10 protein-coding genes are annotated in these 12,107 nt (G+C 73.8%); 3 read left to right on the forward strand and 7 right to left on the reverse strand.

What is annotated here, in order from left to right:
* Positions 1–2: 2 nt before the first annotated feature.
* Positions 3–1,265, reverse strand: coding sequence for a biotin synthase BioB (gene bioB, locus ACZ3YO_RS23510; protein WP_465572495.1), 1,263 nt, complete (start codon positions 1,263–1,265; stop codon positions 3–5).
* Between the two features lie 212 nt (positions 1,266–1,477).
* Here bioB and ACZ3YO_RS23515 point away from each other — a divergent pair, with 212 nt between their 5' ends.
* Entirely contained in the window at positions 1,478–2,311 is an 834-nt protein-coding gene (locus ACZ3YO_RS23515; protein WP_465572497.1) for a hypothetical protein, read from the forward strand.
* 258 nt (positions 2,312–2,569) lie between these two features.
* Here the strand turns inward: ACZ3YO_RS23515 and ACZ3YO_RS23520 are convergent, their stop codons facing one another.
* From ACZ3YO_RS23520 to ACZ3YO_RS23535, 4 genes are all read right to left on the reverse strand, one after another.
* Positions 2,570–5,062 carry a DEAD/DEAH box helicase gene (locus ACZ3YO_RS23520; RefSeq protein ID WP_465572795.1) on the reverse strand — a complete coding sequence of 831 codons (2,493 nt, stop codon included), beginning with the start codon at positions 5,060–5,062 and terminating at the stop codon, positions 2,570–2,572.
* Positions 5,063–5,422: 360 nt separating this feature from the next.
* Positions 5,423–6,097, reverse strand: coding sequence for a hypothetical protein (locus ACZ3YO_RS23525; RefSeq protein ID WP_465572498.1), 675 nt, complete (start codon positions 6,095–6,097; stop codon positions 5,423–5,425).
* Entirely contained in the window at positions 6,090–8,348 is a 2,259-nt protein-coding gene (locus tag ACZ3YO_RS23530) for a hypothetical protein (RefSeq protein WP_465572500.1), read from the reverse strand. Before ACZ3YO_RS23530 ends, ACZ3YO_RS23525 begins: the two co-directional genes overlap by 8 nt.
* A gap of 25 nt (positions 8,349–8,373) precedes the next feature.
* A complete protein-coding gene (locus tag ACZ3YO_RS23535) occupies positions 8,374–8,826 on the reverse strand; it encodes a WXG100 family type VII secretion target (RefSeq protein WP_465547578.1) in 453 nt (150 codons plus the stop codon).
* Between the two features lie 226 nt (positions 8,827–9,052).
* Here ACZ3YO_RS23535 and ACZ3YO_RS23540 point away from each other — a divergent pair, with 226 nt between their 5' ends.
* Complete coding sequence (locus ACZ3YO_RS23540) at positions 9,053–10,267, forward strand: 8-amino-7-oxononanoate synthase (protein ID WP_465572502.1); 1,215 nt, start codon at positions 9,053–9,055, stop codon at positions 10,265–10,267.
* Between the two features lie 251 nt (positions 10,268–10,518).
* Entirely contained in the window at positions 10,519–11,049 is a 531-nt protein-coding gene (locus tag ACZ3YO_RS23545) for a hypothetical protein (RefSeq protein ID WP_465572504.1), read from the forward strand.
* A gap of 176 nt (positions 11,050–11,225) precedes the next feature.
* On the opposite strand, the gene ACZ3YO_RS23550 is transcribed toward ACZ3YO_RS23545, so the two are convergent.
* Positions 11,226–11,399, reverse strand: coding sequence for a hypothetical protein (locus ACZ3YO_RS23550; RefSeq protein ID WP_465572506.1), 174 nt, complete (start codon positions 11,397–11,399; stop codon positions 11,226–11,228).
* Positions 11,396–12,046: a GNAT family N-acetyltransferase gene (locus ACZ3YO_RS23555; protein ID WP_465572509.1), complete on the reverse strand. Its 651-nt coding sequence runs from the start codon at positions 12,044–12,046 to the stop codon at positions 11,396–11,398. Before ACZ3YO_RS23555 ends, ACZ3YO_RS23550 begins: the two co-directional genes overlap by 4 nt.
* Between the last annotated feature and the right edge of the window lie 61 nt (positions 12,047–12,107).

The raw sequence follows: 12,107 nt of genomic DNA on the forward strand, positions 1-12,107 counted from the left end.
GGTCAGGCGTTGGGCGCCAGTTCGGTGCCGGCGCCGCGGCGCCGGACGCGGACCAGGTCGCCGCGCAGCTCGTCGGCGGGGTTCTCGGCCGGTGCCTCCCCGGGAGCCGCCGCGGCGTGCCCGCCGCAGGGGCCGCACCCGTGCGCGTCGGCCTCGCCGTCCGTGTCGGCGTGCGCGCCCGTGTCACCGTGCCCGCCGCACGGCCCGCAGCCGCCGCCGGTCCCGCAGGCACCGCCCGCGGCCACCGCGGCGGCGACGTCGGCCCGGTGCCGGGGCAGGGTCGCCTCGCCGGCGCCCTCGACCTCGAAGCCCGCGTCCTTGATCATGTCGAGGTCGGCCTGGCCGGCCTGGCCCTCGCTGGTCAGGTAGTCGCCCAGGAAGATGGAGTTGGCGATGTGCAGGCCCAGCGGCTGGAGCGTGCGCAGGTGGACCTCGCGGCCGCCCGCGATCCGCACCTCGGTGTCCGGGTTGACGAAGCGCACCATCGCCAGGATGCGCAGGCAGCGCTGCGGGGTGAGGTTCCACTCCTTGGCCAGCGGGGTGCCCTCGAACGGGATGAGGAAGTTGACCGGCACCGAGTCCGAGCCCAGCTCGCGCAGCGCGAAGACCACGTCCACCAGGTCCTCGTCGCTCTCGCCCATGCCCGCGATGAGGCCGGAGCAGGCGGACAGGCCGGCGCCGTGCGCCTTCTGCACGGTGTCCACCCGGTCCGCGTAGGTGTGGGTGGTGGCGATGTCGCCGTAGGTGCCCTCGGAGGTGTTCAGGTTGTGGTTGTACGCGTCGGCGCCGGCCGCCTTCAGCCGCTCGGCCTGGTTGTCGGAGAGCAGGCCCAGGCAGGCGCAGATCTCGACGGCCGGGTCGGCGTCCTTGATGGCGGAGATGGTGTCGGCGACCCGGTCGATGTCACGGTCCGTCGGGCCGCGGCCGCTGGCCACCAGGCAGACCCGCTTGGCGCCGCCGGCGACGCCCGCCTTGGCGGCCTCGGCGGCCTGGTCCGGCTTCAGCCACGTGTACTTGAGGATCTCGGCCTTGGAGCCCAGCCGCTGCGAGCAGTACGAGCAGTCCTCCGGGCAGAGCCCGCTCTTGAGGTTCACCAGGTAGTTGAGCTTGACCCGGCGGCCGAACCACTGCCGGCGCACCCGTCCGGCGGCCGCGACGACGTCCAGCAGCTCGTCGTCGGTGGTGGCGAGGACGGCGAGCGCCTCCTCGCGGGTCGGGGCTTCCCCGCGCAGGCCCTTGGCAGTGAGGGTATCGAGCAGATCCATGGGCCTGATCCTGCCTGGTGGCCGACGGGCGACGCCAGAGGAAACCCACCAGAAGATCTCCGGGAGGATGTGCGAGTTGTCACAGTGTCGAAGCTCACGGTAGTGGCCCACGTCACGTCCCCGCCCACGGCGGTGCGGGCCGGTCGTGCGGTGATCGTCGACGGCCCTCCCCCGTGACCTGCACCACCCGCGCACTGCTTAGAATCTGCGCCATGACCACGCAGGGGGAGCGCACCCCGTCACCGGGAGACCACGGGACCGACCAGCCGAGCGGCGCGTACCGGAGGCCGGCCGGCAGAATCGGCGCCCGCCGCGCCGTCGGCTGGGTCGTGGTGGCCGGTGTGGTGGCGGCCGGCGGCTGGATCATCACCCGCCCGACGCCCGGCGACTTCATACCCGGCCTCGGCCCCTCCAGCAAGGACACGACCAAGTCACCGCCCGTGGTCGGCAGCCCGCCGCCGCGCAGCGGCGCCGACCCCGAGGGCCTCAACGTCGACACGCTCTTCCCCGCCCAGCGGCTCGTCGAGGTCGGCGGCTACAAGGGCAGGCGCTCCGGCGTCCGCCAGGGCGAGAACTGCACCGAGGCCCTCCAGGACCGTACCCAGGACCTGTTCCGCGAGAGCGGCTGCCAGGGCTATCTGACGGTCAGTTTCGCCGGCCAGGACAAGCCGGTGCTCAGCAGCGTCACCCTGCTGCGGTTCGCCGACCAGGCCGCCGCCGCCCGGGCCGCGGAGGCGCTGCGCGCCAAGCCGGGCGCGGTCGCCTTCATCCTCGAGAACGCCTCCACCGCTCCCGCCCTGCCGGCCGGGGCCGCCAAGCCCGGCACGGAGCCGCGCGTCGAGGTGGTCGGCCGGCACGTGACCGTCACCAGCTCGCGGCCGGTCGAGGCCCACGGCGGCTCGCCGTCGGCGTCCCCGGCCGCCCCCACCGTCGCGACCCCCCTCGCCGTCCCGCCCACCGCGGCGTCGGCCGGCCCGGAGCAGGTGCTGGACGAGGCCACCCGGGCCCTCTCGTACTCGGCGGGCGCGCCCTTCATCTGGATGTGAGCCCGCGGGCCGACCCGGAGTGCGCCCGGCCCGGAGTGCGCCCGGCCCGGAGTACGCCCGGCCCGGAGGCGCCCGGTCCGACGCCGCACCGCGCCCGGAGCCACCCCGCCGGAAGACACCTCACCGGGAGCCGTCCTGCCGGGAGCCGTCCCGCCGGAAGGCACCCCGCCGCAAGCCGCTCAGCCCGGACGTGACGAAGCCGGGGGCCCACCGCACGGTGGACCCCCGGCTTTCTCACGTTCGCCGGCCGACGAGGCCTCAGCCGCCCAGCCGGTCCACGGCAGTGACCCGCAGCACCGCCCGGCCCTCCTCGTCCGAGCCGTACAGGTCGACCTCGGCGCTGATGCCCCAGTCGTGGTCGCCCGCCGGGTCGTCGAAGATCTGCCGGACCTTCCAGGAGGAGTCCTCCTCCTCGATCAGCAGCATCTTCGGGCCGCGCGCGTCCGGGCCGGTACCGAGGTCGTCGTACTCCTCCCAGTACCCGTCCAGCGCGTCCGCCCAGCGGTCCGCGTCCCAGCCGTACTCGCCGTCCAGCGAGCCCAGCTCGTCGTAGTGCTCCAGCGCCGCCAGCTCGACCCGGCGGAACATCTCGTTGCGCACCAGCACCCGGAACGCCCGCGCGTTGGCCGTCACCGGCGCCGGCTTGTCGTCCAGGGTGACCTCGGCGGCCTGCGGCTCCGTCGGGTTGGCCAGCTGCTCCCACTCGTCCAGCAGGCTGGAGTCGACCTGGCGGACCAGCTCGCCGAGCCAGGCGATGACGTCCTTGAGGTCGTCGGTCTTGACGTCCTCGGGGACGGTCTGCTCCAGCGCCTTGTACGCGCCCGCCAGGTAGCGCAGCACGATGCCCTCGGTGCGGGCCAGTTCGTAGTGGCCGACGTAGTCCGAGAAGGTCATCGCCCGCTCGTACAGGTCGCGGACGACGGACTTCGGCCGCAGCTCGTGGTCGCCGATCCACGGGTGCGCCCGGCGGTACACCTCGTAGGCGTGGGTGAGCAGCTCCTCCAGCGGCTTCGGGTAGGTGATCTCCTGGAGCCGCTCCATCCGCTCCTCGTACTCGATGCCGTCGCGCTTCATCTCGCCGATGGCGTCGCCGCGTGCCTTGTTCTGCTGCGAGGCGAGGATCTGGCGCGGGTCGTCGAGGGTCGCCTCGACCACGGAGACGACGTCCATCGCGTAGGAGGGCGAGGTCGGGTCGAGCAGCTCGAAGGAGGCCAGCGCGAAGGTGGAGAGCGGCTGGTTGAGCGCGAAGTTCTCCTGGAGGTCCAGGGTGAGGCGGACGATCCGGCCCTCGGCGTCCGGCTCCGGCAGCCGCTCCACCACGCCGCCCTCCAGCAGCGAGCGGTAGATGGCGATGGTGGTGCGGATGTGCCGGCGCTGGGCGGCACGGTCCTCGTGGTTGTCGGTGAGCAGCTTGCGCATCGCCTCGAAGGCGTTGCCGGGCCGGCCGATGACCGACAGCAGCATCGCGTGGCTCACCTTGAAGCGCGAGACCAGCGGCTCGGGGTCGGCGGCGATCAGCCGCTCGAAGGTCTCCTCGGACCAGCCGACGAAGCCCTCCGGCGCCTTCTTCCGGACGATCTTGCGCTTCTTCTTCGGGTCGTCGCCCGCCTTGGCGACGGCCTTGTCGTTCTCGATGACGTGCTCCGGCGCCTGCGCGACGACCTGCCCCACGGTGTCGAACCCGGCCCGGCCGGCGCGGCCCGCGATCTGGTGGAACTCCCGGGCCCGCAGGACGCGCACCCGCACGCCGTCGTACTTGGACAGCGCGGTGAACAGCACCGTGCGGATCGGCACGTTGACGCCCACGCCGAGCGTGTCCGTCCCGCAGATCACCTTCAACAGGCCCGCCTGGGCGAGGCGTTCGACCAGCCGGCGGTACTTGGGCAGCATGCCGGCGTGGTGCACGCCGATGCCGTGCCGCACGAACCGGGACAGGTTGCGGCCGAACTTGGTGGTGAAGCGGAAGCCGCCGATGAGGTCGGCGATGGCGTCCTTCTCCGCCTTCGAGCACATGTTGATGCTCATCAGCGACTGCGCCCGCTCCACCGCCTCCTTCTGTGTGAAGTGCACGACGTAGACGGGCGCCTGACCCGTCTTCAGCAGCTCCTCAAGCGTGTCGTGCATGGTGGTGCGGCGGTACTCGTAGAACAGCGGCACGGGCCGGGTGGCGGAGCGGACGACGGTGGTCGGCCGGCCGGTGCGCCGGGTGAGGTCCTCTTCGAAGCGGCGGACGTCGCCGAGCGTCGCCGACATCAGCAGGAACTGCACCTGCGGCAGCTCCAGCAGCGGGATCTGCCAGGCCCAGCCGCGGTCCGGCTCCGCGTAGAAGTGGAACTCGTCCATCACCACCTGGCCGATGTCGGCCCGTGCCCCGTCCCGCAGCGCGATCTGCGCCAGCACCTCGGCGGTGCAGCAGATGATGGGAGCGGTCGGGTTCACGCTCGCGTCGCCGGTCATCATGCCGACCTGCTCGGTGCCGAACATCTTGCACAGGTCGAAGAACTTCTCCGACACCAGCGCCTTGATCGGGGCCGTGTAGAACGTCCGCTTGCCCTCCGCCAGCGCGGCGAAGTGCGCGCCCGCCGCCACCAGGCTCTTGCCGGAGCCGGTCGGCGTCGCCAGGATCACGTTGTTCCCCGACACCAGCTCGATGAGCGCCTCCTCCTGCGCCGGGTACAGGGTGATGCCGCGCTCCTCCGCCCAGGCGGCGAACGTTTCGTACAGGGCGTCGGGAGTGGCGGGCTTCGGCATCAGGTCAAGGAGGGTCACCCGGCTATCTTGCCTGCTCGCGTCCGCCCCGGGCAAAGCCCGTCGTCCCCCACCGCCCGGGAACGGCGGGCGGGGCACCCACCGGGCGGCCCTCCCCGGTCACCGGCCCGCCGCCCCTGCGCCGCCGGCGCTGCCCGGCCCGTCGCCCCTGCGCCGCCGGCGCTGCCCGGCCCGTCGCCCCTGCGCCGCCGGCGCTGCCCGGCCCGTCGCCCCTGCGCCGCTGCGCCGCCGCCCCCGCCCGCCCCGGGCCCGCCCCGGGCCGGTCCCGCCCCGGGCCGGTCCCGGCCGGGGCCGCCGGGCCGTGGCGGAGGTGATGGGTGCGCGGCCGGTCACCGGGACCGGTCAGCTCGCCGGCGCCGGCACCGCGGGCGCCCGGTCGGCGAGGTGCACGCCGGTGCACCCCTCCCGGCGGACGATCTCCACGGCGGTCCGGTGCGCGAGGTCGACGTAGGCCTGCGCCCGCTTGCGGTCCGACAGCCCGGACAGGGTGAGGTCGCCGCTGATGTCGATGCGGCGATAGACGGCGCCGGGCCGGCTCTGCCCCGCGCCGTCGCAGCGGAACAGGACGGTGGGGAAGAAGCCGAGACGCAGCCAGGCGTCGGTCCCGTCGCCGAAGTCGAGCTTCCCGGCCCCGCCACCGGAGGCCTTCCCCGCCAGGTCCTCCACGCTGGACCGGTGGCCGCTCTCGTCCTCCTGCCGGACCTCGACCTGTACGGCGGCCACGCCGCCCTTGGGCTGCCAGACGACCGCGCACGTCACGTCGGGGGTCTTCCCGGACAGGTCGCCGCCGGTGGACCACTCGGTGCCCTTCCCGTCGTCCCCGACCAGGGGGCGGACCTGCTCGCGGGTGAGCAGCCCCCAGCAGGCGCTCTGCGGCAGGTCCACCGACTGCCAGGGTTTCCACTGCCAGAGCCCGGCGGCGGCCAGCACCAGGACGACGGCGGCCGCCGTGCCCGCCTGCCACCGGGGGAACCGTCGGCGGGCCGCGGGAGCGGAGTCCTGCGACGCGTCAGGCATGCTGGATCACCTCGTAGGTGTCGCGGCCGCTGCCGTAGCCGTCCTTGATCTTGCCCGCCGCGCTGGGGGCGAGGTCGTTGATGTACTTCGGGTCCATGCCCTCCCTGGCGGCCGCGTCGCGGATGGCCTGCTCCACGGAGCCCTGGGCGCCGGTGACGGCCTTGTTGTACGCCTCCAGGGCCTCGTTGGTCGCCTGGTTGTGGGAGTCCACGTGGTAGCTGTCCGCGACGCCGTCCATGATCTGGTTGACGACCTCGTTGACCATGGGGCCCGCGACGGGTGCGCGTTCCTCCAGGGCCTTGCCACCGGTCATCTCCCAGATCGTCCCCGCCCACTCCCGCTTCGTGGCGACGGCCTCGTTATACTCGGCGTCCTCGGCGGCGTGCTTGTTGTAGACCTCGTCGACCATCGCGCTGGTGAGCAGACCGGTGATCTCGCCGCCCGGCCGGGAGACGTTCTGGATGGCCGCGGTGAGGTCGCCGTGGTCGGCCCGGTGGGCGATCACGTCGTCGATCACGGCGGTGGTGTACGCCTGCTGCGCGGTGGCGATCGAGCCGTAGGCGTCGGGATTGCGGCCGAGCGTGACGACGAGCCGCTGCACGTCGTCCTTGCCGAGCTCGGTGGGGACGCCGGAGACGGGCAGCTTGACGCTCGAGCCGTCGAGGGCGTGCTGGACGTCGCCCATGTAGGCGCCGGTCATGTGGGCGAGGCTGCCGTTGAGTTCACCGAACAGCGCGTCGTCCCCGTACAGGAGGCCCGCCGCGTCCTTGTCGCCGAACTTGTGGACGCTCTGCTGCATGACGACGCCCATCTCCTTGGTGTGCGGAGGTAGTGCGCCCTTCTCGTCGTCGTAGGCCCGCCCGGTGGCGGCCGCCTCCAGGGCGTGGCCGAGGGCGCCCACCTCGAAGGGCTGCGCGGTGCCCGGGTTGGGGCGCAGCGGGTAGGGCATGTCGCGCAGCAGCGAGCGTTCGCCGCCGTCGGTGAGCATGTCGAAGTACTTGTTCTCGCCGCCGTGGCTCTTCACCGAGCCGTCCGGGTTGTACGTGGTCGGCGGGTCGGTGAAGAACTTGGTGGCCGCCTCGGGGCTGTGGCCGAGTGCCTCCAGGACGGACGACATCGGGTTGAACCCGTGGACGTTGCCCTTCTCGTCCGGGACGCCGGTGAACTGGAACTCCTGGAACGGCGAGCCGTGCATCGCCGCCACCGCGTCCCAGCGGCCCGGGTTCTCGTTGGTCAGCTGGGTGACGTGCTCGGCGATCGGGTTGATGAAGTGGGCGTCGTAGTCGCCGTGCCGCAGGATGTTGCCGAGGATCTGGTACCCGTACGGGCTGGCCTTCGGGTTGGCCCGGGGGTCCAGCGGGATCTGCTCGCCGCCGGCCTTGCGCAGGCGCTGCTCCCAGTCGTCGGAGACGTGCGGCTGCTTGTGGCTGTCGGTGGCGGTGGCCAGGGTGAGGCCCAGGCCGTCCTGGATGCCCTTGACGGCTGCCTTGCGGGCCGGGCTGTCGCTGAAGTCGCCGCTCTGCGCCATCGCGCCGTAGGACGCGAGGAAGGTGGCAGGGTCTTGTCCGCCGTAGAACGCGGCGGCGAACCGCGAGTCGCCGGAGTGGTGCTGGAGCAGCGTCTGGAGCTGGGCGAGCTGGGCGTCGGTGGCCTTGGAGCCGAGGCCGAGGATCTGCGAGGCCTGCTTGGCCTCGGCCTCGGCGAGGCTGCCGACCGGGTTGCTGTTGAAGGTGCTGCTGTCGGCGCCGGTGTCGCCGGCCAGCGCGGCGGTGGCCGCGGTGTCGGCCTCGTTGGCGCGGTCGAGGGCCTTGCCGATCTCCTCGGCGGCGGCCTGGGCGTTGTCCTGCTGGCCCTTGGCGTAGTCCGGGTCCTTCTTGTCGGCCGGGTCGGTGGCCGGCGGCCAGTGCACGCTGCCCTCGGCGTCGACCGTGAGGCCCTTGTCGGTGGCGTGCTGGACGGCGGTCTGGAGGTCCTTCTTGGCGGCCGCGAACTCGTCGTGCGCCTCGCGCAGGGTGCGCGCGATGGCGGAGGCCTCCTCGAAGGCGGCGTGGATCTGGTCGCGGGTGCGGGTGAGCGAGGCGAGCGCGGGCTCGGCGCTGGGGCCGTGCCAGTTGGACTGCTGGACGGGGCCGATGACCTCGTTCTGCATCTTGGTCGAGAGGTCCCACTTGCGGACCATGGCCTCGAAGTCGCCGGCCGCCGCGTTGAGCGAGGCGAGGTCGAGGTGCTGGAGCTGGCTGAACGTCACCATGGTGGTCTGGTCTTCCCCCGGGTCCTCAGTCGTGCTTCTGCGCGAACTGGCTCTGGATCGAGGCCTCGGTCGCCTCGTAGTTCTGCGCGGTGGTGTGCAGGTTCTGGCTGATCGTGCCGATGGCCTGCTCCAGGGTGTGGGTCTGGCCCTGCCAGACGCTCCACGCGTTGTTCAGCCCGGCACAGAGGCTGAATCCCATCAGCGAGGTGACCGCACTGTTGACGTGTTCCCAGGGCTGGCCGCATTCGGTGCGGACGGAGCCCTGGAGGGCGGCGGCGTTGTTCCCGGCCTGCCGGATCATGCCGGGGTTGGTCGTGACGGTCTGGCCGCCGCCGCTCGCCGGTACGGTGACCGGGGCCGTGGTGCCGGCGGCCGCCGCGGCCAGGTCCGGGAACTGCTTCTTCGCGTCCGCGGTCAGGTTTCCCGAGCTGTCGAACAGCCAGGGATTCATGCGCCGCTCGAATTCCAGGTCTGCCATCTGTAGTAATCCCCCCGTGTCAGATCGCTGGGGGAGCGTAACCGATCGAACAGATGGCTGAAAATCCTTGGCAAAGACTTGAGGGTCTTGGCGAAAATCCGGCGATGGAAGTGAATCGGAAGCAATCTCTGGATGAATTCCAGGTTAATCAGTCGTGAATGGCGTGGCGACCGTGTGCCGCGTCGCACATTGCCCGCCCCGCGCCCGCCGTGCCAGAGTGCCGACCATGGCCCATCGCACAGTGCCCGAACCGCCCGTCCTCGCAGCCCCGGACGGCGCCCCCGCGCCGGGCGCCGTCTTCGACTGGCTCGACGAGACGGCCGAGTTGCGCTCCCGCGCCGGCCTCACCCGGACGCTGCGCAGCCGCCCCGCGGAGGACCCGGTCCTCGACCTCGCCGGCAACGACTACCTCGGCCTCACCCGCCACCCGGCCGTCACCCGGGCCGCCGCCGACGCCGCCCTGCGCTGGGGCGGCGGCGCCACCGGCTCCCGGCTGGTCACCGGCACCACCGCCCTGCACACCGAACTCGAAGGCGAGCTGGCCGAGTTCTGCGGCGTGGAGGCGGCCCTGGTGTTCTCCTCCGGCTACACCGCCAACCTGGCCGCGCTGACCGCGCTCACCGACCCGGACACCCTGATCGTCTCCGACGCCTACAACCACGCCTCGCTGATCGACGGCTGCCGGCTCGCCCGCGGTGACGTCCACCGCGCCCCCCACAGCGACCCGGGCGCCGTCCGCTCCGCGCTCGCCGAACGCACCCACCGCCGGGCGCTGGTGGTCACCGACTCCGTCTTCTCGGTCGACGGCAACGCCGCCCCGCTGCCCGAACTCTCCCTCGCCGCCCGCGCGTTCGGCGCCGCCCTGCTCGTGGACGACGCACACGGGCTCGGCGTCCTCGGCCCCGGAGGCAGCGGCGCCCTGGCCGCCGCCGGCCTCGCCGGCGAGCCCGACACCGTCGCCACCGTCACCCTCTCCAAGTCGCTCGGCTCGCAGGGCGGCGCCGTCCTCGGCCCGCGCCGCGTGATCCGCCACCTCACCGAGACCGCCCGCACCTTCATCTTCGACACCGGCCTCGCCCCCGCGGCCGCCGGCGCCGCCCTCGGCGCGCTGCGCCTGCTGCGCGGCGAGCCGCACCGCGCCGAGCGGGCCCGCGAGGTGGCCCGCACCCTCGCCGACCGGCTCGCCGCGGCCGGCCTGCACGCCTCCACCCCGGACGCGGCCGTCGTGTCGGTGCGCGCACCCGGCCCGGAGGCCGCCGTCGCCTGGGCCGCCGACTGCCGCCGGGCCGGCCTCGCCGTCGGCTGCTTCCGCCCGCCCTCCGTCCCGGACGGCATCTCCCGCCTCCGGCTCACCGCCCGCGGCGACCTGACGAACACTCAGATCTCCGACGCGGTAAGGATCATCGCCTCCCTCGCCCCGGAGGGCGCCCGCACCGCCTGACCACAGCCGCGCCCGCCGCCGCGCACCCGCCCCTCCCGCGCCCGCCCCTCCCGTACCCCCGGGGGGAGGGCGGCGCGGGCCACTCGCCCCGCCCGACCACCCGACGGCCCGATGGCCCGACCGGCGGCTTCGCGGCGGCGGCACGAACGTGGCTCCGGCGGCTCGAACGCGCGGACGGTACCGGCCCCCGGCGCCGAACCGCGCGGCCCGGGCGCGCGTCCCAGCAACGGGAGCGACGGACAGGGGCAGGAATGGATCCGGACATTCGGCGCGCGCTCGTCAAGGCGCTCACGATCGCCGCCGCAGTGCTGGCGCTGCTCGGGGCCGGCGGCTGGGGCACGGCCGTGGCGGGGGAGGGGCTCGGGTACGCGGCCGGGTTCTCCGGCACCCCCGGCGCACTGGTCGCCGACCGGTGCCTGCGCACCGACACCGCCGAAGCCGTCGCCGCCGAGAGCGGCGACTGCCGGGGCACGTTCTACCCCGACGACGGCGGCATCCCCAACGAGCACGCTCGCATCGACTGGAAGGTGGAGACCCACGCCAGGGTCCGCGTCTCCTGCGACGACGGCGTGTGCCGCCTGGCGGGCACGGCGGGAGTGCTGTTCTGGCTCAGCATGCTCCACCTCGCCCTGGCCGCGGTCGCCCTCGGCGCCTGCCTGGCCGCCCGGCTGCTGCGCCCGCTGCTCCCGTGGACGTGGCTGGTGACGGCCTTCGGGGTCGCCACCGGCATCCTCCTGGTCGGGGCGTTCGCCTTCTTCCTCGGCGCCCTCGCGGCACGCTGAGCGTCGGCCGGAGCTCTGAGCGGCCCGGCGGGCACGGGGCCGGACCCATCGGCGGGCCCGGCGGGCACGGGGCCGGACCCATCGGCGGGCCCGGCGGCCTCAGATCCCGGCCAGCTCCGCCAGGAACGCCGTCTCCGCGTCCCGACGCCCGGCCGCCATCCGCGGGGCGGCGACGATCACCACGGTCGCCCGGCACCAGGCGCGCCCGCCGACAGCACGGTCAGCCCCCACCGCCCGGTCAGCTCCGTCACCAGCGACGGCAGCCCGGCGCACCACTCCTGCGCGGCCGGCCCGAACCGCACCGCCAGCCGGGCCCGCACCTCCGCGGGCACCTCCGGCAGGTCACTCACGGCCGCCCCAGCACCAGCAGCGTCTCCGCGCCGACTGGCCGGTACCCGGCCGCCTGGAACGCCCGCACACTCGTCGCGTTGCCCGGCGCCTGCTGCGCCCAGATCCACTCGCCCTCCGGGAGCAGGTGCCGGGCGCTCACCGCCAGTGCCCGCCCCAGGCCGCGCCCGCGCGCCCGCGGATCCACCTCGACCGCGCACTCCCACCGCCCGGCCACCCCGCGGCCCAGGACCACCACCCCGCCGTCCACGGTGAACACCCGCACGTCCTCCCGGTAGCGCAGCGCCCGGACCACCCGGGGGTGCTCCCGGTCCGCGACCTCCTCCAGCGCCAGCGGCGGCTCACCGGACAGCCGGCCGGCCACCGTCAGCAGGTCGATGTTGTTGACCACCCGCCCCGTCCGCTCGGCGAACGCGGTCAGGAACGGCGGGCACAGCGGCGCGGCCAGCGGGTCGCTCGGCACGGCGGCCAGCACGGCGTGCACCCAGGCCGGGTCCTCGTCGGTGAACACCACCGCGTGCGCCGCGAACGACAACACCCCGGCCTCCCGCGGCGACGGCTGCGGCACCACCGTCACCGTCCCGTCCGACGGCGGGAACACCCCGCCCGCCGCGTCCGCCAGGATCTCCCGCACTCCGCGCTCGCCCACCCCGAAACCCCTCCCGTGCCCCGACTGTCTCCCGAGAGCGCCAGCCTACGTGATCACACTC

This window comes from Kitasatospora sp. NPDC022785 (genome assembly GCF_055561295.1).